This window comes from Gordonia spumicola, from assembly GCF_009932475.1.
Classification (GTDB): Bacteria; Actinomycetota; Actinomycetes; order Mycobacteriales; family Mycobacteriaceae; genus Gordonia; species Gordonia spumicola.
Map to the genome: position 1 here is coordinate 112612 of NZ_BJOV01000002.1, position 23904 is coordinate 136515.

A 23904-nucleotide genomic window follows, 5' to 3' on the forward strand; every position below is an offset into this window, starting at 1 on the left:
CAGACTACGCGTGCCCCGAGGCTCGGGCTCGCAACAGATTTGGTGCTCAAAAGGCGTATATCCGCCTTTTGAGCACCAAATATGATCAGCGGAGGAAGCGGTAGCCCATGCCGGCTTCGGTGATGAGGTGGCGGGGATTCGAGGGGTCGTCCTCGAGTTTACGGCGGAGACCCGCGAGGTAGACGCGCAGGTAGTTGGTCTGGTTCACATAGGTCGGACCCCACACCGCCCCCAGGATCTCGCGTTGGCTGACGAGGTTCCCGTCCGCCCGGACCAGAAGTTCCAGGATCCCCCACTCCGTCGGGGTGAGGCGGACCTGCTCGCCGTCGCGGAGCACGCGCGTGCCCGCGAGGTCGACCTGGATGGCCCCCGCTTCGACTATCGGCGCGGCAGGCGCGGGGGCCGCCGTCGCACCGCGACGGATCGCGGCCCGCAGCCGGGCGAGGAGTTCCTCCATCCCGAACGGTTTTGTCACATAGTCGTCGGCTCCGGCGTCCAAAGCGGTCACCTTGTCTGCGGCGTCGGTCCGCGCCGACAGGACGATCACCGGGACCGTGCTCCAGCCGCGCAGGCCGTGCAGCACGGTGAACCCGTCCATGTCGGGCAGTCCGAGATCGAGGACGATCACATCCGGCGACACCTTCGCGGCCGTTTCGAGCGCACCGGCCCCGTCCGCGGCCGTCGTCACCTCGAATCCCCTGGCGCGCAGGTTGATCCGGAGTGCACGCAGCAATTGCGGCTCATCGTCGACCACGAGGACGTGTCCGTTCGCGCCGGTCATCAGGCCTCCTCTCCGACGGGCAGCTCAACGACCATCGTCGCACCGCCGCCCGGTGTCTGCGTCGCGGACAGCGTGCCGCCGACCGCGGTGACGAATCCGCTTGCCACCGACAGTCCGAGGCCGACCCCGGACGTGGTGCGGTTCTGGTCGCCGTACTGGTGGAACGGCACGAACACCCGCTGCACCTCGTCGGTGGGGATGCCGACGCCGTGGTCGATCACGCTGATCCGGCATCGCGGGCCGCCGTCGGGTGCGACGGCGACCTCCGAACGGATCTGCACCTCCTTCGACCCGTGCCGCAACGCGTTGTCGACGAGATTCGCCAGAGCCCGCTCGAGCAGGCCGGCGTCGGTGAGGGCCCACGCCTGGTCGATGGTGACCGGAATGTCGACGGCGGCCGGATCGCGCAGGGACACGGCCGCCGTCGCGCGGTGGATCACCTCGGCCAGGAACGTCGGCCGCAGTTGCGGCCGGACGACGCCTGCCGCCAGGCGCGACGAGTCGAGCAGGTTCCCGACCAGCGCCGACAGCTGGTCGACCGACTCCTCGACGGTCGCGAGGAGTTCGGCGGTGTCTTCGGCGCTGAAGGTGACGTCCTCGCTCCGCAGGCTCGACGCCGCGGCCTTCGCGGCGGCCAGCGGCGTCCGGAGGTCGTGGCTGACGGCCGACAGCAGCGCCCGCCGCAACTCGTCGGTGCGGGCCACCTCGTCGGCGAGCGCGGCCTCGGCCGCCAGCCTGTCACGTTCGGCTGCCGACGCCACCTGGTTCGCGACCGCCGTCAACACCTGGCGGTCGCGGGCGTCGATGGCGGGTCCGGCCAGATTGAGGCGGTACGCGCCGTCGTTCGCCGGGCACACGGTGTCCGGTTCACCCGTCGGGTCCGGCCCGACCGACGCGACGACCCCCGCGTCGTCGTCGATCCACACCGACGTCTGCTGATACGTCCCGCGGACCCGCTCCAGCAGGTCGGCGACGCCCGCGCCGTCGAGCACGGCGCCGGAGAACAGCGCGAGGAGTTCGGCGTCGCGGCTCGCGCGCTGCGCCTGGACGCGTCGGACCGTCGCCGAGTCGACGAGCGCGGCGACGGCGATCGCGATCATCAGCATCACGGCGAGGGTGATCACGTTGTCGGGTTCGGCGATCGTGAACGTCAGGCGCGGGTCGGCGAAGAAGAAGTTCAGCAGCAGCCCCGAGGCCACCGCCGACAGGGACGCGGGCCCCACACCGCCGAGCATCGCGACGGCGAGGACGCCGACGAAGAACAACGACGACTCGCTGGAGAAGCCGAGCCAGTCGTCCATCAGCGCGACGACGCCCGTCACTATCAACGGCACGACCAGTGCAAAAACCCAGCTCAGCGGCCGGTGGAAGCGGGTCTGCCGGATGTCGAAGGGATTGCGCTGCTGGGCCTGCTCGTGCGTCACCATGTGCACGTCGATGCGGCCGCTGTCGCGGACCACGCGCGATCCGACGCCCTCGTCGAAGATGCGGCTCCACCGCGACCGGCGGGACGTGCCGAGCACCAGTTGAGTGGCGTTGGCCGCGCGCGCGAAGTCGAGCAGGGTGATCGCGACGTCGTCGCCGACGACGGTGTGCACGCGCGCCCCGAGGTCCTTCGCCAGCGCGCGCAGCGCGGCGAGGTCGACGGCTCGACTGTCGGCGAGCCCATCGCCCCGGACGACGTGCGCGACGATCAGTTCGGCGCTCGACCGGGATGCGATCCGACTCGCGCGGCGGATCAGCGTGCCGCTCTCCGGTCCCCCGGTCACCGCGACGACAACACGTTCACGGGCCTCCCACGTGTCGGTGATGGCGTTCGCCGACCGGTACACGGCGAGCTTCTCGTCCACCCGGTCGGCGAGCCACAGCAGCGCCAGCTCGCGCAGCGCCGTCAGGTTGCCCTGCCGGAAGAAGTTCCCCAGCGCGTCGTCGATGCGGGACGCGTCGTACACCTTGCCCGCCGTCAGCCGCTGCCGCAGGGCCCTCGGCTCGATGTCGACGAGTTCGATCTGGTCCGCGGCGCGAACCACCGCGTCGGGCACGGTCTCCTGTTGCGTGACGCCGGTGATCTGCGCGACGACGTCGTTCAGGCTCTCCAGATGCTGGATGTTGACCGTCGAGAGGACGTCGATCCCGGCGTCGAGGATCGCGTCGATGTCCTCCCACCGCTTCGTGTTCGCGAGGCCGGGCGCGTTGGTGTGCGCCAGTTCGTCGACGAGCACCACATCGGGCCTGCGTGCCAGGACCGCGTCGAGGTCCATCTCGTCGAGGGCGGTCCCGCGGTAGTCGACGCGGCGACGCGGGATCACCTCCAGTCCGTCGACCATCGCCGCTGTCGCGACCCGCCCGTGCGTCTCGACGACGCCGACCACCACGTCGACGCCGTCGTCGCGCAGGCCGCGGGCGGTCGCCAGCATCTCGTACGTCTTGCCGACGCCGGGGGCGCATCCGAGGAACACCTCGAGCTGGCCTCGCGTCTGCGCTGTCATGGCCTCGACACTATCGGCAGCTCGGCCCGGTGAGCCCCAGCGCTGCGTTGACGCGTGCGACGTTCACCGTCGGCTCGCCGAGGAAGCCCAACTGGCGGCCGTCGGTGTTGTCGGTGATGATCCGGCGGACCTCCGCGAGCGGCAGCCCCGTGTTCCGGGCGATGCGCGGCGCCTGCAGATCGGCGTAGGCGGTCGAGATGCCGGGATCCAGGCTCGACCCCGAGCGGGTGACGGCGTCGGCGGGCACCTGGTCGGGTCGGACGCCTTCCCGCTTCGCTACCGCGGCTCGCCGCGCGTCGACGATCTTCACGAGGTCGGCGCTGTTCGGTCCCAGATTGCTCGCACCCGACGACGACGGGTCGCCCGCGCCCGTCGGATCGTCGACGCCGCCCGCGAACCGTGCGTGCAGGTATTTGTCCGGCTGGCCGGGCTTCGCGTGCTGGTCGACGCCGAGCAGTTCCGATCCGACGACGCAGCCGTCGGCGTCGGTGATCTTCGACCCCTCCGCGCCGTCGGAGTTGATGCGCGAGACCGCCCACACCGCGGCCGGGTAGGCCACGCCGACCACCACGGTGAGGGCGGTCAGGGCGATCAGTCCGACGACGAACTGTCGGGCGAGACCGGTGAGAAGGTTCTTCATGAGGTCATCCCATTCCAGGTAGGAGGCGGACCAGCAGGTCGATGAGCCAGATGCCGATGAACGGCGTGATCACGCCGCCGACGCCGTAGATCAGCAGATTGCGGCGCAGCAGTCGGGCGGGCGCGACCGCGCGGTAGGTGACGCCCCGCAACGACAGCGGGATGAGCGCGACGATGATCAGCGCGTTGAACACGACAGCCGACACGATCGCCGACTGCGCCGAGTGCAGGCGCATGACGTTCAGCGCGTCGAGTTGCGGATACACCGTCGAGAACAGGGCAGGCAGGATCGCGAAGTACTTCGCCAGATCGTTGGCGAGGGAGAACGTCGTCAGCGCGCCGCGTGTGATGAGCAGCTGCTTGCCGATGCCGACGACCTCGATGAGCTTGGTCGGGTCGGAGTCGAGGTCGACCATGTTGCCCGCCTCCTTGGCGGCCGACGTCCCCGTGTTCATCGCCAGACCGACGTCGGCCTGCGCGAGGGCGGGCGCGTCGTTGGTGCCGTCGCCGGTCATCGCGACGAGGCGTCCCGCCGCCTGCTCCTTCCGGATCAGGGTCAGCTTGTCCTCGGGCGTCGCCTGTGCGACGAAATCGTCCACGCCCGCCTGGTGGGCGATGGCGGCGGCGGTGAGCGGGTTGTCGCCGGTCACCATCACCGTGCGGATGCCCATCGCCCGCAACTGCGCGAACCGTGCGGCCATGCCCGGCTTCACCACGTCCGACAGTTCGATGACGCCGAGGATCTTCCCGGTCTGCGCCACGACGAGCGGGGTCCCGCCGCGGCCCGCGATCTCGTCGACGATCGCGTCGACCTCCGGCCGGGACGTCCCGACCCAGGCGCGGACCGAGTCGGCGGCGCCCTTGCGGTACTCGACGCCGTCCACGTCGACGCCGCTCATGCGGGTCTGCGCGGTGAACGGGATGGCGACATAGTCGTCCCGACTCCGACCCCGGTCGTCGAGCGCAGTCGAGAGACCTTGGCCTTCGAGCGCAGTCGAGAAACCTTGGTCTTCGAGCGCAGTCGAGAAGCGATCGGCGGCCAGTTCGACGATGCTGCGACCCTCGGGGGTCTCGTCGGCGAGGCTGCACAGGTGCGCGATGTCGGCCAGTTCGGCTTCGGTCACACCGTCGGCGGGGTGGAACGCCGTCGCCCGGCGGTTGCCGAACGTGATGGTGCCGGTCTTGTCCATGAGCAGGGTGTCGATGTCGCCCGCGGCCTCCACGGCGCGGCCCGACATGGCGAGCACGTTGCGCTGCACGAGACGGTCCATGCCCGCGATGCCGATCGACGAGACGAGGGCGCCGATCGTCGTCGGAATGAGGCACACCAGCAGGGCGATCAGCTTCACCGGGTCGGCGGCCTCGCCCGCGAACTGCTGCATCGGACCGACGGCGACGACGGCCAGCAGGAAGATGATCGTCAACGCGGTCAGCAGGATGTCCAGCGCGATCTCGTTCGGCGTCTTCTTGCGCGCCGCCCCCTCGACGAGGGCGATCATGCGGTCGACGAACGTCTCGCCGGGCTCGGTGGTGATGGCGACGACGATCCGGTCCGACAGGACGACTGTGCCTCCGGTGACGGCACTGCGGTCACCGCCCGACTCGCGGACGACGGGAGCCGATTCGCCGGTGATCGCCGACTCGTCGACTGTCGCGATCCCCTCGACCACGTCGCCGTCGCCCGCGATCACCTCGCCCGCCTCGACGACTATCCGCATGCCGACCGACAGTTCCGATCCCGGCATCTGCGTGATCGAACCGTCGTCGTTCAGGACACGGGCGACGGTGTCGCGCTTGACCTTTCGGAGACTGTCGGCCTGTGCGCGGCCGCGTCCCTCGGCGACGGCCTCGGCGAGTCCGGCGAACAGCACCGTGAACCACAGCCACGCGACGACGACCCATGCGAACACCGACGGATGCCAGATCGACAGTCCGGTGGTGATGGCGGCCCCGACGAACACGACGAACATGACGGGGTTGCGGGCCTGATCGCGCGGGTTCAGCTTGCGGACGGCCTGCGGCAGGGACGACACGAGTTGTCTGGCGTCGAAGGCGCCCGACGTGACGAGTTCCGGTTCGGACTCGGCGGTGGGTCGGGGTTCTGTCTGGAGCGTCATGAGAGCGCCTCCGCGATCGGGCCCAGCGCCATCGCCGGGAAGAAGGTGAGACCGGCCACGAGCAGGGTGGTCCCGAGAAGTAGTGCGCCGTACAGGAATCCGCGGGTCGGCAGGGCCGTCGCCGGGTCCGCCTCCTTCGGCGACTGAGCCGCGAGACGACCGGCGAGGGCCAGCACGAGGATGATCGGCAGGAGTCGGCCGAACAGCATCGCCAGACCGAGCGATATCTGGAACCAGTCGCTGGTGACGGTGAGGCCGCCGAACGCGCTGCCGTTGTTGTTCGCCGCCGACGCGTAGGCGTAGACGATCTCGCTGAAACCGTGCGCGCCGTCGTTGCTGAGGAAGCCCGTCGTCGAACCGAGCAGGACGGTGATCGACACGCCCGCAAGGACCAGCGCGGGCATCACCAGGACGTACAGCGCGGCGAGGGTGATCTCGTGCTGACCGATCTTCTTGCCGCGGAACTCCGGGGACCGTCCGACGAGCAGCCCTCCGACGAACACCGTGATGATCGCGAGGACGAGCAGGCCGTACAGGCCGGAGCCGACGCCGCCGGGCGCGACCTCCCCGAGCAGCATGTTCCAGATCAGGGCCCCGCCGCCTGCCGCCGAGAAGCTGTCGTGGGCGGCGTTGACCGCACCCGTCGACGTGCCCGTCGTCGACACCGCGAACAGCGCCGTGCCGGGAATCCCGAACCGCAGTTCCTTGCCCTCGAGCGCGGCGCCTGCGGCGCGGGTCGCGAGGCCGTCGGTCCTCGATTCGAACGTCCACACGATCGCGAGCATCGCGCCCCAGATCGACGCCATCACGCCGAGGAGGGTGAGGCCCTGTTTGCGGTCGCCGACAAGCGTTCCATACGTGCGGGTCAGCGCGACGGGGATGATCAAGATCGCGAGGATCTGCACCACGTTCGTCAGCGGCGTCGGATTGGAGAACGGGTGCGCCGAGTTGGCGCCGTACGTCCCGCCGCCGTTGGTGCCGATGAGCTTGATCGCCTCCTGCGACGCGAACGGCCCGACGGGGACGTGCGATGCGGTGCCGTCGAGCGAGGTGTAGTCGAAGCCCGTGGCCCACGACTGGACCGCGCCCTGGAGTACGAGGATCACTGCAACGACGGCCGCGAGCGGCAGCAGGATGCGGATGGTTCCGCGGACCAGATCGACCCAGAAGTTGCCGAGATGACCCGTCTTACGTGCGACGATGCCGCGGATCAGGGCCACGGCGACCGCCATGCCGACGGCCGCTGACAGGAAGTTCTGTACCGCCAGGCCCAGCATCTGCGTGAGATTGCTGATCGTCGACTCCGGCGTGTACGACTGCCAGTTGGTGTTGGCGACGAAGGAGACGGCCGTGTTGAAACTCATCGCGGGCGACATGCCCGGCTTTCCGTCCGACCACGGCAGGACGCCCTGCAGACGCTGAAGCGCATAGAGGACCAGGAGTGACGCCGCGGAGAATCCGACGACGCTGAGCGCGTACCCGCGCCACGTCTGACCGGACCGCGGGTCGACGCCCGCGACACGGTAGACGAGGCGTTCGACGGCCAGGTCTCTGTTCGACCGGTAGACGCGCGCCATGTAGTCGCCGAGCGGCACGTACACGGCCGCCAGGACGAGGAGGATGAAGACCAGCGTGAGCACGCCGGCGAGAGTGGAGTTCACCGGGTCAGAACCTCTCGGGATACAGGAGTGCCGCGATGAGGTAGCCGACGACGGCCACCGCGACGATCACCAGGATCACCGCGACGGTCCCCGCCCCGGTCATCGCGACATCCGACGGTCGAGCCCGTGGACGGCGAGCGCACAGAGCGCCGTCGCCGCGGCCACGATTGCCAGCATCACCACATCGGCCATGACAAGACCTCCTCGAATGTGTTCACAGAGTTCACATTCGGCCCGGTTCCGGGCGTCCGCCAGAGGCCTTAACGCGATCCATACGTCGTCGATCACGATCTTGACGCGATCTGATCGCATGTCCACCGATCGGCGGAAACGCGCCCGATTCAGAACTTAGATTTGCCTGATAGCCGAATCAGGCGTCTAGTTGATGCATATGTCCGTGTCTGCACGATTTGGAGGACCCATGAAACTCTCACTGAAGCTCGCCGCCGTCTCGGCCGCGGCAGCCGCCACCGCCGTCTTCGGCGTCGTCCCCGGCGAGGCCGCCGCCGCCAACCCGACGCAGCCGACCCAGCCCGCCGGAGGCAACGGCGGTGTGGTCGTCACCAACACGAACACCAGCATCGACGTGCTGGTCGTGAACCGTCAGAAGGCCAGCGAGTGCACCGTCACCGCGAGCCGTCCCGACGGCGCCGCCACCAAGGTGTTCACCAAGAAGATCACTCTCAACGACGCGAACCAGCACACGGCCGCCGCGAACATCAGCGGCCTCGGCCCGTACACGTACACCGTGACCGGCAAGTGCGTCGAGCCGAACGCCGACCCGACCAAGCCCGCGAGCGAGTCGAACCTGTTCGGCGGCACCAACCTGATCGACATCAAGCTCAAGGGCGGCACGTCGACCCCGACCAACCAGTGCCTGCTGATCGTCAAGGGCGTGGCCTGGGACCTCGGCCTGCGCGGCGCACCGCTCGAGTTCGTCATGGGCATCGCCACCCAGTTCTGCCCGAAGTAGGCAGCGTTCATCGCGGTCCCCCGTCGGATTCCGGCGGGGGATCTGCAGTTTCGGGCCCCTCATTCGACTGGATGACCCAACGTCCCGGCCGACCTGTACTCGAAGGACTCCGAGCTGGTCGGTCTCACCGTGACGGCAATCGTCGACGGCAACGTCGACGACGTGAACTCGATGGGCGAGGTCGAGGCTTCCGGCTCGGTGCTGTACCTGCAGTACACGGTGACCAACGCCTCCGACCAGCCGCTGCCGAAGGACTTCAAGGCCAGCGGCCTCAGCATCGTGAATCAGAACAAGAAGGCCATCACGCCGAAGACGAGGATCGCCGGCCTCAAGAACTGCGACGGCAGACTGGAACCACCTGCCGGGATCACGAAGGGCGAGTCGTACACGTCGTGCACCGTCGTCCGCGGCGACGACGAGGTGCTCGGCGCCGGCTTCACCGAAGGCGGCGGCCCGTACTCGCCCGACTATCGGAGCAACCCGATCATCTGGAAGAAGTAGTCGACCCGACCGCACTGAAGTGGTGACCATGTGATCGTGACGATCGCGTGGTCACCACTTCGTCGTCTCAGATGGTCCGGCGGCGGAGCGTCGCGGCGGCGAGGGCCAGAGCGACGACGATGCATGCCGCGACGATCGCGATGTCTCGAACCATGAGCGCCGTGACCGACGGGTGGGCCGCCACCTCTTGCAGTGCTTGGACAGCGTACGTCAGCGGCATGACGTCCGACAGCGCCTCCATCCAGCCCGGCAGCTGGTCGCGCGGGACGAAGAGTCCGCAGAGGAACAGCTGCGGGATCACCACGACGGGCAGGAACTGGACCGCCTGGAACTCGGTTTGCGCGAACGCGCTGCACAGCAACCCGAGACCGACACCCAGCATCGCGTCGAGCATGGCGATCAGAATCACCCAGCCGATCGATCCGACCGATTCGAGGCCGAGCAGCCCGAATGCGACCGCCGATGCGAGGACGGCCTGCACCGCGGCGACGACCGAGAACGCGACGCCGTAGCCGCCCAACAGGTCGAGCTTGCCGATCGGCGTCGTGAGGAGCCGTTCGAGGGTCCCGGAGCGGCGTTCGCGGAGCATGGCGATCGACGTGATCAGGAACATCGTGACGAACGGCAGGATGCCGAGCATGACGACGCCGACCCGCTGGAACGGATCGGGCGCGCCCGGCGGCGACGGCTGGTCGGAGTACATGAAGTACAGCAACGTCATCAACAGGATCGGCACGACGAGGACCAGCGCGATGGTCCGCGGGTCGGCGCGCAACTGGCGGAGGACGCGGATCGCCGTCGCGCCGAGCATTCGCGGGTGCATCAGGCCGCCCGCCCTTGAATGAGGGCGAGGAAGGCGTCTTCGAGGTTGTCGCATCCCGTACGTTCTCGGAGGTCACGCGGAGTCAGGTGGGCGACGAGCCCACCGTCGCGCATCAGGATGAGGTCGTCACAGCGGTCGGCCTCGTCCATGACGTGACTGGAGACGAGGATCGTCACGCCCGACGCGGCGAGGTCGGCGAAGCGCGACCACAGGTCGGCGCGGAGGACGGGATCGAGCCCGACCGTCGGCTCGTCGAGCACCAGCAGCGACGGCTCCGTGACCAGGGCGCACGCGATCGACACCCGACTGAGCTGCCCGCCCGACAGGTCGGCCGCGAGGTGATCGGCACGGTCGGTCAGGTCGACGGCGCGCAAGGCCTCGTCGACCCCGTCCACCGCGCCGAACAGCGTCGCGAAGTAGCGGACGTTCTGCACCACGGTGAGGTCGGTGTAGATCGACGCCGCCTGGGTCACGTATCCGACACGGCGCCGCAGGCTCGGCGATCCGGCGGGTTCACCGAGGACCGTCACCGTGCCACGGACGTTCTTCTGCGTCCCCACGATCGAGCGGAGGAGCGTCGTCTTGCCACACCCGGACGGCCCGAGGAGCCCAGTGATCCGACCCTGCGGGATCGTCACGCTCAGCCCGTGGACGGCCGTGACCGGTCCACGCCGGACGGTCACGTTCTCACATCTGATCGCATCCACCGTCGCCTCAATTCATCGACTGTTGAGTTCAGGTGAGACGATACGCCGAGTCCGATCGGCCCGCACCGCGGATCGACGTGGAATCTTCGAGCGCCTTCTCGACGCAGCCCTACCGGAGGGATCGGCGACCGGGCACATGCCCCAAGATCGGTCGATCCATCGATCTCCAACAGCACTATGCCGTTGAGACTCGATGGATCGACCGATCTCAGGACGCCTTACTGAGGGTGAACCGCCGGACGCACTGAACCCCGCCCTCCGATTGTCGAAAAGCGGGGTTCAGTGGCTCCGGTCAGCCGATGACGAGCGTTTCGCCGTCGGCGTCGACGTTCACCGGCACCACGTCGCCGTCGCGGATGTCGCCCGCGAGCAGGGCCTTGGCGAGCTTGTCGCCGATGGCCTGCTGCACCAGCCTGCGCAGCGGCCGGGCGCCGTACAGCGGGTCGAAGCCGCGTTCGGCGAGCCATTCCTTGGCCTTCGGCGTCACTTCCAGATCCAGCCGACGCTGCGCGAGGCGCTTGCCGAGCTGGGCCAGCTGGATGTCGACGATCGACACGAGTTCCTCCGGGCTCAGCGCGTCGAAGACGACGACGTCGTCGAGCCTGTTCACGAACTCCGGCTTGAACGCCGCGCGGACGGCCGCCATCACCTGGTCCTTGGTTCCGCCCGCGCCCAGGTTGGACGTCAGGATGAGGATGGTGTTGCGGAAGTCGACCGTGCGACCCTGGCCGTCGGTGAGACGACCCTCGTCGAGGACCTGCAGGAGCACGTCGAAGACGTCCGGATGAGCCTTCTCGACCTCGTCGAACAGGACCACCGAGTACGGGCGACGACGCACGGCTTCGGTCAGCTGACCGCCCGCCTCGTACCCGACGTAGCCGGGAGGTGCTCCGACGAGTCGGGCGACCGAGTGCTTCTCACCGTATTCGCTCATGTCGATGCGGATCAGGGCGCGTTCGTCGTCGAACAGGAACTCGCCGAGCGCCTTCGCCAGCTCCGTCTTGCCGACACCGGTCGGGCCGAGGAACAGGAATGACCCCAGCGGACGGTTCGGGTCGGCGACGCCTGCACGCGCACGTCGGACGGCGTCCGACACCGCACCGACAGCGGCCTTCTGGCCGATGACACGGTGGCCGAGTTCGTCCTCCATGCGGAGCAGCTTGGCCGACTCACCTTCGAGCATCTTGCCCGCGGGCACGCCGGTCCACGCCGACACGACCTCGGCGACGTCGTCCGGGCCGACCTCCTCCTGCAGCATCACGTCCTGGTCGGGGTCGGTGCCGGTCTTGGCGATCGCCGCCTCCAGTTCCTTCTCCAGGCCGGGGATGGTGCCGTAACGGAGTTCGGCCGCCCGCCCGAGATCGCCGTCGCGTTCGGCCCTGTCGGCTTCGCCGCGGAGGCGTTCGAGCTCCTCCTTGACGTCGCGGACCGCGTCGATCGCCGTCTTCTCGCCCTGCCAACGGGCGAGCAGCTCGTTGAGCTTCTCGCGGTTGTCCGCGAGTTCGCCGCGCAGGGTCTCGAGCCGGTCCTTGGACGCGGCGTCGGTCTCCTTGGCGAGCGCGACCTCCTCCACTTCGAGTCGACGGACCACGCGCTCCACCTCGTCGATCTCGACGGGACGCGAGTCGATCTCCATGCGCAGACGCGACGCGGCCTCGTCGACGAGGTCGATCGCCTTGTCCGGCAGGAAGCGCGAGGTGATGTAGCGGTCCGACAGTGTCGCCGCCGCGACGAGCGCGGAGTCGGTGATGCGCACGCCGTGGTGCACCTCGTACCGATCCTTGAGGCCGCGGAGGATGCCGATCGTGTCCTCGACGGACGGCTCGCCGACGTACACCTGCTGGAAGCGACGCTCGAGAGCGGCGTCCTTCTCGATGTACTGGCGGTACTCCTCGAGGGTGGTCGCGCCGACCAGCCGCAGTTCGCCACGGGCGAGCATCGGCTTGATCATGTTGCCCGCGTCCATCGCCGAATCGCCTGTCGCGCCCGCACCCACGATGGTGTGCAGCTCGTCGATGAACGTGATGATCTGGCCGTCGGAGCCCTTGATCTCATCGAGCACGGCCTTGAGCCGCTCCTCGAACTCGCCGCGGTACTTGGCGCCCGCGACCATCGAGCCGAGATCGAGCGAGATCACCGTCTTCCCGCGGAGGGATTCGGGGACGTCGCCCGCGACGACACGCTGAGCGAGGCCTTCGACGATGGCCGTCTTGCCGACGCCCGGCTCGCCGATGAGCACCGGGTTGTTCTTGGTGCGACGCGAGAGGACCTGGACCACGCGACGGATCTCGCTGTCGCGGCCGATCACCGGGTCGAGCTCGCCTTCGCGGGCACGCTTGGTGAGGTCGGTCGAGTACTTCTCGAGAGCCTGGTACGTCGATTCGGGATCCTCGCTGGTGACGCGACCGGTTCCGCGGACGGAGACGAAGGCCTCGCGCAGCGCCTCGGGCGTTGCACCCGCTCCGGACAGGAGCTTGGCGACGTCCGACTCGCCGGTCGCGAGACCAACCACCAGATGTTCGGTGGACACGTAGTCGTCGCCCATCTCGGTCGCGAGATTCTGTGCCGCGGTGATCGCCGCGATCGACTCACGCGACAGCGTGGGCTGAGCGCTGGCGCTCGACACCGTCGGTGCTCGTCCGACGAGGGCTTTCGCTTCGTTTCGGATGTGCGCGGGGTCGACGCCGACCGCCTTCAGCAGCGGCGACGCGATGCCGTCGTGCTGTTCGAGCAGCGCGGCGAGGATGTGGGCCGGACGGACGTCGGGGTTGCCCGCCGCGGCCGCGTCCTGGACGGCAGCCTGCAGCGCAGCCTGCGTCTTGGTCGTGGGAGTGAAGCTGTCCACTTGGTTGCCTTCCTGTAGGTCTGACCTCCGGAGCTCTTCCGGACTTAAGTCTATACGGCTCATGTTTTGCCGTTCGTAGAGTTCAACTACTTGAGACTTGAGTCCATTCCACTCAATCTTTCTTCTTTGAGTGAGCTGCAACACTCCGGTTGTCGCAGACGTCGCGGCGGCGTCGGCGTACCGTTCCGCGGTTCGTCCGAACAACCCAAAAATCGGTCGGATCGTCGGAGTTCAAGGACGATATGCCGCTCGGCCCGGATGATCAGACGGATCTTCGCGAATCAGGATGAAAGGCATGCTCTTGACCACGCCATCGGGCCCCCGGCAGGGCTACATCTACGTACTTACGTCGCCGAACTGTTCGAGCGTCAAGATCGGGCGTACCGAGAACCTCCCGCCGCACCGACTTCGAGAGATCAACCAGACTCCGGCGTACCAAGCACACGGCCCCTGGACCATCGCGGACCTCGTGCATGTGACTGACGTCGTCGCCGTGGAGACACGCATACATCGCGCGATCCGGTCACGGTATGACGCCAGTATCGAGCACCAGAACGAGCTGTTCGACATCTCAGTCGTGGAAGCACGCGGCCTATTGAGGACTGTTCCCGAGAGATCCGAGGTCCACGCGTACCCAAAGCTGGAGCGCGGCTTCTTCGACCCCGACCTCGCCGCCTACCTCGACTCCCTCTACCGGAGCGCCGGCCTATCGGCATTCTCGGGCGAGCAGGGCGCGTGGACGCTGTCGCTGTTCCCGTCCAGCGGCCGATATTTCACTGTCAACATCGGGCCACATGAGGTCGCCTACTCCACCACCCCGAAGCCCGGCCAGACACGACACCGGAACGTGATCGTCGTGGACAAGCTGATACGCGACTACCCCGACGTCAAACGTTGGGTGCGCAACCATGCGGGGTCAATCGACGACGCCGACTACGCGTCCCAGCGCGACCGTGCGACGAGCATCTACTTCGAAGGCGACCTCACCGAGGCGAACGAACTGCTCGCACTGCCCGGCGTCCGGAGAAGCCTGATCGCCTACTGGACCGAAGGCATCCTCGAACTTCGAGAAACAGGCCGGGAGAGTCGATACAAGAACTCCCACAATTGGAACGCGGCCGCTGAACTGCAGCGACGAGCCGAGGGCGTTCCGTCGATCCTCCTCGACCACACAGACTTCGAGGCGTGAGCCGAAAGATCGACACCCGAGGTCAGCGAGGATCCGGACCGGTCCCGGGCATGCGGTCGAGCTGGTCGAGTTCGTTGCGCATGCTGCGGATGACCATTCACCGGGCGTCCGATGTAGGACCGGCCGACGCCAGGCCCGTTTCGTACGCCCGGATCACCAGGTGGACGCGGTCGCGGGCTTCGAGTTTCGTCAACAGTCGCCCCACATGCGTCTTCACCGTCGTGATCCCGAGATAGAGGCGATCGGCGATCTCACCGTTCGACAGACCGGCGGCGACGAGCGCGAACACCTCGAGTTCCCGGTCGGTGAGGGTGTCCGGCACCGTCGGGCCCCGGGGCGCCGACGGCGGGGTGCGGACGAACTCGGTGATCAGCCTGCGGGTGATCGTCGGCGCGAGCAGCGCGTCGCCGCGTGCGACTGTGCGGATCGCGTCCACCAACTCCTCCGGTGGCGTGTCTTTGAGGAGGAAGCCGCTCGCGCCACCGCGGAGCGCGGCGAACACGTGATCGTCCTCGTCGAACGTGGTGACGATCAGGACGCGCGGGGCGTCGACGTCGGCGGTGATCAGCCGGGTGGCCTCCAGCCCGTCGATGCCGGGCATCCGGATGTCCATGACGACGACGTCGGGCCGCAGGCGCCGCGCGGCGCGCACCGCTTCCCCGCCGTCACCGGCCTCCCCCACCGCAGTCAGGTAGGGCGTCGCGTCGATGAGGAGCGCGAACCCGGCGCGGACGAGCTGCTCGTCGTCGACGACGAGCACCCTGATCGGCTCGGTCATGCGCCCGCTGCCTGGTCGGCGACGGGCAGGCACGCGGACACCGTGAACCCGCCGTCGTCGTTGGGTCCGGCCACCACCTCGCCGCCGAGCAGGTCGGCGCGTTCCCGGATCCCGGCCAGCCCGAGGCCAGACCCGGCGAGCGGGACGGCAGGCGCGGACCCGCCGTCGTCGCTGACCGTGAGGATCAGCTCGGACGGCCGATGACTCAGTTCGATGCGCACCGCCGCACCCGGCGCATGTTTGACGGCGTTCGTGACGGCCTCCTGGACGATGCGATAGCCGGACAGGTCCACCGCGGGCGGGTAGTCGCGCGGGACGCCGTCCTCGGTGAGCGTCACCGCGATCACCCCATCGTCGCCGATCCGCGCGACGAGCGCGGACAAGTCGGCCAAGCCGGTCCCCGAACCGCCGCCGGACCCGCTATCGCGGATGTCCCGCAGCAGACCCCGCAGATCGGTGAGCGCCGCCCGGCTCGCGACTTCGATCGTGGCGAGCGCCTGCCGCGCCTGATCCGGCCGGGCGTCGAACACCATCCGGCCGGTCCCCGCCTGGACGGCGATCATGCTCAGCCCGTGCGAGACCACGTCGTGCACCTCCCGCGACAGCCGCACGTGTTCCTCGGCGCGCAGCCGACGCCGCTGTTCGGCGGCGGCCAGCTGTTCCTGCTCGGCGACCCGCCGCCGATAGTCGCGCCCGGTCCGCACCGCGTCTCCGATCAGCCACGCGGGGATCGCGAGCGCCAACTGGACGGCGTTCTGATCGATGTCCGGGCGCAGGACGTAGGCGACCAACGCGCCCACCGTGGCCGCCAGCACCGCCGCGACCGTCACCGCCGCCGACAACCGTCGAGGGCGGGCGACGGCGACCGTGTACACCGCGATCGGCAGCGCGGGTCCGGCGTCGGAGACGAACGGCGTGAACTGCACCCCGAGGAGCGGCGCCACCGCGAGGACCACCGAGATCGTGACCAGCGCACCGACCGGGCGCCGTCGGCGGACCGCCACCGGGGCCGCAGCGAGCACCCCGAGCAGCGCCTGCGCCGGGAGCGGCCCCTGCCGGTCGACAGCGCCGACCAGAAGCGGACCGGTGAACAGGACAAAACAGCCGAGTGCGAGCGCTGCGTCGACGAACCGTGCGGTCCGTTCGGCGCCGAACCTGTCCGCGATCCGGACATGCCACGGCGGGCGGTCACCGTCGACGACGGGCTGAGACGAATCGGCCATGTCATCCGACACTACGAGCCGCAGCGAACCAGCGCATCGTCCTCGAGGCCACCGCCTGCCTCCTCCTCAGGTACCACCCGCGGGTCCCCGGTCCTGCGCGGGCACCACCCGCAGTCAGGCCCGCGGACCGACGACGGCGAGCCGATCGGAGAGCACCGTGAAGACATGACCACTCACACCGCACATCACTGCACCTCTCGCCCTTGCACCTCTCCCGACTGCACCGCTCCGAACTGCGCCGCCACTCGACTCTCCCGGTCGTCGGCCGCCGCCTTCGGCACCCTGTTCACCGCGGGCCTCGCCCAGGGAGCAGTCCTCTACGCGGGCCGCCCGGCCGACCCCGGACCGCGTGTCGCCGGGACCGCCGCATAGTGGCCGCACCTGGCTCTCGCCACGCTCGCCGCCGTCGTGGCAGTGAGCGTCTTCGTCCACCGCAGGCGCGCCGGACGCCGCGGGCCGGTCCTGCTCCTGCCACTCGGTGCACGCGCCCACCGCCGGGTCCGGCGGACGCTGCACGACATTCGACGCCGGCCGGCCCCGGGGCGTCGCCACCGCCGCCCTCGTCGCCCTGATCCTGTACGGGGCGTTCCGGATCGGTCTCCAACTCGTCGCCGGACTCGACCCGAGTTTCACTGTCAACGCCTGGGGCGGCCCCACCTATGTCGGCGCTCTCGCCGCGCACCTCCTCGACGCGGTCGCTCTGATGTCCGCCGCCGCGTGGGCGCTCGACAAGATCATGCTCGACGACCACTGACGGCGGCCGAACGGGTCCGCACCCAAGAACGGCGACTTCACCAAGGTCTCGCCGTACTCCTCGATCACCGCACCGCACATCGCGACGAACCGACCCAGCGCACTCCCGCCGGAACACCGAGATCTCCAGCTACGTCAGCGAGGATCCGGGCCGGTCCCGAGCATGCGGTCGAGTTGGTCGAGTTCTTGGCGCATGCTGCGGATGAGACGGGGGACGCTCGGGATGGACGACGGAGGTTCGTCGGAGAGCACGGAGCGGACGGCCATATCGGCCAGTTCGGCGGCGACGGCGTTCTCGTCGTCGCCGGGCTGGTGCCACCAGGCGATCCAGTTGAGCATGCCGACGACGCCGAGAGCCGCGGTCCGCGGGTTCACCGAACGGAAGACTCCGACCTCGATGCCGTTGTCGATCACCGTGATCAGCTCTTTCAACACCGCTCGGCGACTCGCCGCATACGACGCCGCAAGCGCTTCGGGAAGGTCGGACTCGGACCGGATCATCAGCCGGAACCTGTCTCCGTTGCGCATCTGTTGCACGGCGAGGGCCTCCGACATCCGCTGCAGTTTCTCGCGCGGGCCGAGATGCGACATCGCGTTCACCTGATGCAAGAGCTGCGCCGGCTCCTCGGCGATCTCGCTGACGAGCTGCGCGAACAGTTCGTCCTTGTTCGCGACGTAGTGATACACGGCCTGCCGCGTGAGACCGGTGGCTTCGGCGATGTCCTGCAGCGTGGTGCCCGCGACGCCCTTCTCCGCGAACAGGCGGGTCGCGTTCTCCTTGATCTCACGCTCCACGAGCTCGCGGCGGACGCGGGGACGACCGCGGCGGCGAGGGGCCGGAGCCTCCTCGCCGCCCTGATCAGCGACATCAGTGGTCATGACCACCGATTATTCCTCACGATGTGAATGACACGAGGTCGACGCGCTCACTGACGGCTCCGGCGGCGGCGTCGGCCCGGAACTCCTCCGGAACGTCGACGACCACGACGGCGCCGGTCCGACGCCGCAGGGCCTCGCCGACGTCGAGACGGTCGAGAGTCGACTCCCGATCGTCGGCGCCGGTCAACCACACGGTCGACGCGGCGGGCGGCTGAGCGATCAAACGCCGCATGGCCGCGCTCCACGGGCGGTCCGCGATCTCGACCAGAGCCGTGCCGTCGGCGTCACGGAGATCCGCGTCGGCGAGACGATCCGACCGCCCGGCGGTCGGACGCGACAGCGCCCACTCGACAACCTCGCCCGACGCGGGAACGTCGTCGACGCCGCACTCGCCGTAGGCCGCCAGACCGGCCGTCACCAGGCCCGACGCCGACTCGGCGAACCGTTCCAACGACACTTTCCCGGCCCGTGTCATGTACGCGATCATCAACTGTTCGACGGGCATGGCGAGGCGCTCGGGGAAGTTGTCCCACCACACCATCGACCGTTCGGCGATCGCCTGCAGATGGTCGACGGCAGGCCTGCGCTCGGCCTCGTAGGTGTCGAACGCCGACTCCAGATCGTCGTGCTCGAGCAGCGCGCGATCGAGCACGATCGCGTCCTCCATCGCGAGCTTGGTGCCCGATCCGATCGAATAGTGCGCGGTGTGGGCGGCGTCGCCGAGCAGGACGATGTTGCGGGTGTGCCACGAATCGCAGCGGATGGTCCGGAACGTTGTCCATTTGGTGCGATTGCCGATCAGGCGATGTCCCTGCAGCGTCTCGGAGAACGCCGCCTGCAGGTAGTCGAGCGACACCTGATCACTCTCCGACGCCGGCGTCGCCTCGGTCGACACGTCGAACCCGGCGCGTTGCCACGTCCGCTCATCGGTCTCGATGAGGAACGTGCTGCGATCGTCGGCGTACGGGTACGCGTGGGCCACGAACGTGCCGTGCTCGGTGGTGACCGGCGTGAACACGGCGCTCTCCAACGCGAAGTCGGTGCCGCACCACAGGTACAGCCCCTCCCCCTGCGCGATGTGCGGACCGAACTCGTCGGCCAGCTCGGTCCGGGTGACACTGTTGATGCCGTCCGCCGCGACGATCAGATCGGCGTCCACATCGGCGACGGTGACGCGCTCACCGAACCGCAACTCCACCCCTGCCTCGCGAGCGAAACGCTGCAGCACCGACAGCAGCGTCGCCCGGCCGATCGCGAGGAGTTCCCCGTGCGCCAACCGGACCTGACTGTCCCCGACTTTCATCGACATCTCGTGCGGGTGCGACTGCTCGACGATCGCGTTCAACGACGCCTCGTCCGCCTGCCGCAGGTTCCGCTGTGTCCGCGATGCGAGGCCGACGCCGAACCCGAACGTCTGATCGGGGACGCCCTGTTCGTACACGGTGACAACGGCGTCGGGATGACTCTTCTTGAGCAGTCGAGCAGCATACAGGCCGCCGGGCCCTCCTCCGAGGACCGCGATAGAGGCGAGTCTCATGACTGCGCTCCTTCCGATTCGAGCAGCGCGGCGACATCGGCGCGCAGGCTCTTCTTGTTGATCTTCCCGACGTTGGTCTTCGGCAGCTCCGCCACCCAGACCAGCCGTTCGGGCCATTTGAATTTGGCGACGCCGAGTCCGTCCATATGGCCCTGGACCTGCGTCATCGAAAGCTCGGACGCCCCTTCTCCGGCGACGACGAACGCACACACCTTCTCGCCGAGCCGCGCGTCGGGCATGGCGACGACCGCGGCCGCGGCGATCCCCGGATGACGCATCAGCAGCACCTCGACCTCCTCGGCGTTCACCTTCTCGCCGCCGCGGTTGATCAGGTCCTTGATCCGGCCCTCGATCGACAGGTTGGGTCTGCCGTCGGCGTCCCGGCGCACCGCGGCCAGGTCGCCGGTGCGGTAGAAGCCGTCCGAGGTGAAGGCGCTCGCATTGTGTTCGGCCGCGTCGAAGTACCCGCGGATCGTGTACGGGCCGCGGCAGCACAACTCGCCGACCTCACCGTCGGCCAGTTCGGTCTCCCGACCCGGTTCGAGGATGCGGATCTCGTCGGACGGCGCGATCGCCCAGCCGACGGTCGACGACCGGAATCGGGCAGGCGAGTCGAGCGTCGACACCATGAACATGCCTTCGCTCATGCCGAACATCTGCCCCGCCCAGCGGCGACCGCCGTCGTCGACCCGCGCGAACAGGTCGGCGGACACTTTGGCCCCGGACAGGACGGTGTGACGCACGGTCGCCAGCAGCGGCTCGAACTCCGGCGACTGCACGGCCCGGTAGTGGCCGTGCCCGATCAGCAGATCGGTGACGCCCGCGTCCGACATCAACGCGAACGCCGCGACGTGGTCGGGGTTCGCCAACACCAGCGTTGCGCCGACCGAGTGCGCGGCGTGCAACGCACACGAGATGCCCGCATTGTGGATCACCGGAATCAGGTGTCCCACAAGCGAATCGGCCGACCAGTCAAGGGCTCGGGCGTAGAACAGCGCGTTGTTCCAGTACTCCGCGTGGATCCGCGGGATCACCTTGGGAACGCCCGTGGTGCCGCCCGACAGCTGGAAGACGGCGACGTCCTCCGAGGCGATGCCCGCCTCAACCGACTCGACGAACGCGCGGGCGTCCGCCGGGTCGATGTCGACGCCGAGCTCCTCGATGCGGTCGACGCCTTCGGCGCGCTCGCCGACGGTGAACAGGTGCGCCATCGCGGGCTGCTGCGCGGCGACGTCACGGGCGAACCCGACGAGGTCGAACGACAGTCCGGTCTCGACGATGTGCGCCACCGCTCCGACCTTCGGCCCGATGTGCCCGATCTCGTGCATGCGGTGCTGAGCGAGCGTCGCGACCGGGATCAGTCCGGCCTTGAGGCATCCGTACCAGGCGAGGACTGTCGCGAGGCGGTTGGTGACCTGGAAGATCACCGGGTCGCGAGGCGCCAGCCCACGGGCACCGAACGCCGCCGCGATCTGATCCGTCCGTTCGTCGAGCTCACGGTAGGTGAGGGTGCCGTCGGCGGTGATCAGCGCGGGTCGGTCGGGGTCGGCGAGCGCGGCGTCGTGGAACCGGCGGCCGGTGGGCAGCTCGCTCCACTCCCCGCTCGTCCGATAGGCCTCGGCCACGTCGGCGGGGTACGGCACGAGAGCGCCGCCCCAGTCGAATGCAGTCACGTCGAACTCCTAGACCGTCGGTGCGGCGGGCAGCAGGCTGGTGAGCTCGCCGACGTGATCGGGATGATCGGCCGGGACGATGCCCGAGTACACGGCGGTGAAGCAGCCGGGGCAGCACTGCTGGCGGAAGACGACGTCGGCGTCCACGTACTCGCCGGGCGCGGACGTGACCTGCGGTCCGGCCTCGCTCGACGGTCCCTCGTAGTGGGCCAGCGACAGGTGTCCGGACTTGGTGTCGCCCAGGATCCGGCCGCAGTGGGCGCAGGCGATCACCTTGGCGTCGCCGATCGTGAGCTGGGCGAGGTTGTCGTCCACGCGACGTGCCGCGGACAGGTCGACGCGGGCGTCTTGCGACGCCGGGATCGTCGAGCGGTCTCGACGCTGCGCGAGCATCTCGTCGCGCGTGGCCGCGGTGGCCGCCTCGTCGACGGACTCGCCGTCGACGACGACGCCGTAGTTCACCAGGGCGCCGTCGGTGGTCACCTTGCCGTTGACGACGTCGGCGGCCACCGACGCCGGGTCACGGCGCAGCGGGTCGCCGTACCCGCCGCCGCCCTGCCAGTGCATGAACAGCACCTCACCGGGGGCCAGATAGCTCTCGGCGTAGCAGGCGCCGATCTCCTGGGTGCCGCCCAGCTCGTCGAGGTTCGCCGGCAGCTTTCCGGCCTTGATCAGGTCGCCGATCGCAGAGTCTCGGGCCAGGATCTCCAGGCCCGTGTTGCCCGGCAGACCACCGGCGAGACCGCCGTTCTGCGCGACGGCCTTGCCTGCCGACGCGAACACCAGACCCATCGGGACGCTGCTGCCGTACGGGGTGACCGCGAGCGATGCGCTGACGCCGCCGCGCATCCGGCCGGGGCCGCCGGAGTCGGGTTCCTCCCGCCGCCACAGGGTGAGCAGCGGGTACAGGAACTCGGTCATCTCGGTGTCCGGGATGCGGCCCATCGGGATGCAGAACAGGCCGCCGGTGTCCATGCCGTCGGCGACGGGCCGTGCACCGTAGCCGCCTGCCATCGGTTCCATCATGATGTTCAGGAACGGCACCGGCTGCTCGCCACGCTCGTCCAGACCTGCGACGACGGCGGTGTCCCAGGTGCCGCAGCACGACGCCTGCACATTCTTGCCGAGCTCGATGTCCTGGTCGAGCATCTGCGCGAGGCATTCGGCGATCAGATTGCCGGTGAGCCACGCGGGCCCGATCGGTCCGCGGCTCACCGCGGCCGGGAACGTCGCGTTGTTGATCGTCCCCGCTTCGGAGACGAGTTCGAAGCAGCGCATCAGACCGCCCGCCGACCACGGGATGTCCCCGGCGAGGATCGGCAGCAGGGCCAGCATCACGCCGCCGCGCATGCCGGCGTAGGTGCAGTTGATGACGCCGGTCTGCGGATCTGTTCCGGTGAAGTCGAACGTCAAGTGATCGTCCTGCTTGGTCATGGCGACGGTGATCTTGTGCAGGCCGCGGTCGCCCGTCGACGCCTGGTCCTGGTACCCGGTGGCCTTCCAGGTACCGTCGGGAAGCGACGTCAGCTTGGTGCGGAGACGCCCCTCGGCGTCGTTCATCATGCGCTTCATGACGGCCTTGACGGTGTCGGCGCCGTACTGCTCGATCACCGCGAGGAGGCGGTTGCGGCCGACCGTGTTGGCGCCGATCTTGGCCCGCAGGTCGAGGCCGACGAGCATCGGGACCCGTGATCGGCGGGTCCACGCGTCGGCGACGTCGCGCTGCAGCACGTAGTCGCGGACGACCTTGATCGGCGGCGTCGGCAGCGACTCGGAGAACACGTCCTTCGCGCCCGGATCGAACGAACCGAGACCCGAGCCGCCGAGGTCGGGCTCGTGGCAGATGGCGCTGGTCCAGCCGAAGAGCTTGCCGTCGTAGAAGATCGGCTGGTACACGATCACGTCGCTCTAGTGCAGACCGCCGCCCACCCACGGGTCGTTGCAGAGGAACATGTCGCCTTCGACGATCCCCGGGTTGTCGGAGCGGTTCTGCAGAGTCCAGTAGATGGCGAGGTCGACGGCGCCGACGAGCATCGTGTTGTAGAGGCCGACCTGGACTTCCTGGCCCACTTCGTCGCTGACCGCGAAGTCGAAGTCGTTGGCGTCGGTCACGATCGGCGATCCGGACATGCGCTTGAGCGCCTCGCCCATCTCGTCGGTCACCGACCACAAGCGGTGACGGATCACCTCGTAGGTGAGCGGGTCGACGGCGTCGATCTGCTCCTGGGTCACGGTGTGCAGCGGCACCTTGGCGCCGACGGCGCGACTGAGTGCTTCGGGGTCCACGGGGCGGCTCGAGAACACCTCGGAGCCGGGAATCGGTGCGGTCATGTCAA

19 protein-coding genes and 1 pseudogene are annotated in these 23904 nt (G+C 68.7%); 5 read left to right on the top strand and 15 right to left on the bottom strand.

Annotated elements, in window-relative coordinates:
* Positions 1–85 precede the first annotated feature (85 nt).
* Genes GYB83_RS02515 through kdpF form a run of 6 tightly spaced genes read right to left on the bottom strand, consistent with a single transcriptional unit; the run spans position 86 to position 7790 of the window.
* Complete coding sequence (locus GYB83_RS02515; protein WP_161894000.1) at positions 86–781, bottom strand: response regulator; 696 nt, start codon at positions 779–781, stop codon at positions 86–88.
* Positions 781–3270 carry a DUF4118 domain-containing protein gene (locus GYB83_RS02520; protein ID WP_161894001.1) on the bottom strand — a complete coding sequence of 830 codons (2490 nt, stop codon included), beginning with the start codon at positions 3268–3270 and terminating at the stop codon, positions 781–783. The genes GYB83_RS02515 and GYB83_RS02520 overlap by 1 nt, the downstream gene beginning before the upstream one ends.
* A gap of 10 nt (positions 3271–3280) precedes the next feature.
* Positions 3281–3910: a potassium-transporting ATPase subunit C gene (locus tag GYB83_RS02525; RefSeq protein ID WP_161894002.1), complete on the bottom strand. Its 630-nt coding sequence runs from the start codon at positions 3908–3910 to the stop codon at positions 3281–3283.
* Positions 3911–3914: 4 nt separating this feature from the next.
* On the bottom strand, positions 3915–6026 hold the full coding sequence (kdpB, locus tag GYB83_RS02530) for a potassium-transporting ATPase subunit KdpB (RefSeq protein WP_161894003.1): 2112 nt from the start codon (positions 6024–6026) through the stop codon (positions 3915–3917).
* Positions 6023–7687, bottom strand: a complete 1665-nt coding sequence (gene kdpA, locus GYB83_RS02535; RefSeq protein WP_161894004.1) for a potassium-transporting ATPase subunit KdpA — start codon at positions 7685–7687, stop codon at positions 6023–6025. The genes kdpB and kdpA overlap by 4 nt, the downstream gene beginning before the upstream one ends.
* Before the next feature lie 4 nt (positions 7688–7691).
* Positions 7692–7790 carry a K(+)-transporting ATPase subunit F gene (gene kdpF, locus GYB83_RS02540; protein WP_161894005.1) on the bottom strand — a complete coding sequence of 33 codons (99 nt, stop codon included), beginning with the start codon at positions 7788–7790 and terminating at the stop codon, positions 7692–7694.
* 318 nt (positions 7791–8108) lie between these two features.
* Between kdpF and GYB83_RS02545 the strand changes: the two genes are divergently transcribed.
* Together GYB83_RS02545 and GYB83_RS02550 are read left to right on the top strand one after the other, a co-directional pair.
* The gene (locus tag GYB83_RS02545) at positions 8109–8660 is read left to right on the top strand and encodes a hypothetical protein (protein ID WP_161894006.1); all 552 of its coding nucleotides are present in this window, start codon (positions 8109–8111) and stop codon (positions 8658–8660) included.
* Positions 8661–8789: 129 nt separating this feature from the next.
* A complete protein-coding gene (locus tag GYB83_RS02550; RefSeq protein WP_161894007.1) occupies positions 8790–9161 on the top strand; it encodes a hypothetical protein in 372 nt (123 codons plus the stop codon).
* 67 nt (positions 9162–9228) lie between these two features.
* Here GYB83_RS02550 and GYB83_RS02555 read toward each other — a convergent pair whose 3' ends face one another.
* The 3 genes from GYB83_RS02555 to clpB form a co-directional block, all read right to left on the bottom strand.
* Positions 9229–9984 carry an ABC transporter permease gene (locus GYB83_RS02555; RefSeq protein WP_161894008.1) on the bottom strand — a complete coding sequence of 252 codons (756 nt, stop codon included), beginning with the start codon at positions 9982–9984 and terminating at the stop codon, positions 9229–9231.
* A complete protein-coding gene (locus GYB83_RS02560) occupies positions 9984–10691 on the bottom strand; it encodes an ABC transporter ATP-binding protein (RefSeq protein ID WP_161894009.1) in 708 nt (235 codons plus the stop codon). Before GYB83_RS02560 ends, GYB83_RS02555 begins: the two co-directional genes overlap by 1 nt.
* A gap of 292 nt (positions 10692–10983) precedes the next feature.
* Positions 10984–13536: an ATP-dependent chaperone ClpB gene (gene clpB, locus GYB83_RS02565; protein WP_161894010.1), complete on the bottom strand. Its 2553-nt coding sequence runs from the start codon at positions 13534–13536 to the stop codon at positions 10984–10986.
* A gap of 295 nt (positions 13537–13831) precedes the next feature.
* Here clpB and GYB83_RS02570 point away from each other — a divergent pair, with 295 nt between their 5' ends.
* Positions 13832–14725, top strand: coding sequence for a GIY-YIG nuclease family protein (locus GYB83_RS02570; RefSeq protein ID WP_161894011.1), 894 nt, complete (start codon positions 13832–13834; stop codon positions 14723–14725).
* A gap of 97 nt (positions 14726–14822) precedes the next feature.
* Here GYB83_RS02570 and GYB83_RS02575 read toward each other — a convergent pair whose 3' ends face one another.
* On the bottom strand, positions 14823–15503 hold the full coding sequence (locus GYB83_RS02575; RefSeq protein ID WP_161894012.1) for a response regulator: 681 nt from the start codon (positions 15501–15503) through the stop codon (positions 14823–14825).
* A complete protein-coding gene (locus tag GYB83_RS02580; protein WP_161894013.1) occupies positions 15500–16726 on the bottom strand; it encodes a sensor histidine kinase in 1227 nt (408 codons plus the stop codon). Before GYB83_RS02580 ends, GYB83_RS02575 begins: the two co-directional genes overlap by 4 nt.
* Positions 16727–16891: 165 nt before the next feature.
* On the opposite strand from GYB83_RS02580, the gene GYB83_RS02585 reads away from it, so the two are divergent.
* Entirely contained in the window at positions 16892–17098 is a 207-nt protein-coding gene (locus GYB83_RS02585; RefSeq protein ID WP_161894014.1) for a hypothetical protein, read from the top strand.
* 106 nt (positions 17099–17204) lie between these two features.
* Entirely contained in the window at positions 17205–17480 is a 276-nt protein-coding gene (locus GYB83_RS02590; RefSeq protein WP_161894015.1) for a hypothetical protein, read from the top strand.
* 134 nt (positions 17481–17614) lie between these two features.
* Here the strand turns inward: GYB83_RS02590 and GYB83_RS02595 are convergent, their stop codons facing one another.
* The 4 genes and pseudogenes from GYB83_RS02595 to GYB83_RS02610 all read right to left on the bottom strand — a co-directional run bounded on the left by GYB83_RS02595 (position 17615) and on the right by GYB83_RS02610 (position 23899).
* Positions 17615–18358, bottom strand: coding sequence for a TetR/AcrR family transcriptional regulator (locus GYB83_RS02595; RefSeq protein WP_161894016.1), 744 nt, complete (start codon positions 18356–18358; stop codon positions 17615–17617).
* Between the two features lie 16 nt (positions 18359–18374).
* Positions 18375–19895, bottom strand: a complete 1521-nt coding sequence (locus GYB83_RS02600; protein ID WP_161894017.1) for an FAD-dependent monooxygenase — start codon at positions 19893–19895, stop codon at positions 18375–18377.
* Entirely contained in the window at positions 19892–21568 is a 1677-nt protein-coding gene (locus tag GYB83_RS02605) for a (2,3-dihydroxybenzoyl)adenylate synthase (protein WP_161894018.1), read from the bottom strand. The genes GYB83_RS02600 and GYB83_RS02605 overlap by 4 nt, the downstream gene beginning before the upstream one ends.
* Before the next feature lie 9 nt (positions 21569–21577).
* A pseudogene (locus GYB83_RS02610) lies at positions 21578–23899 on the bottom strand (hydantoinase B/oxoprolinase family protein).
* Positions 23900–23904: the final 5 nt, after the last annotated feature.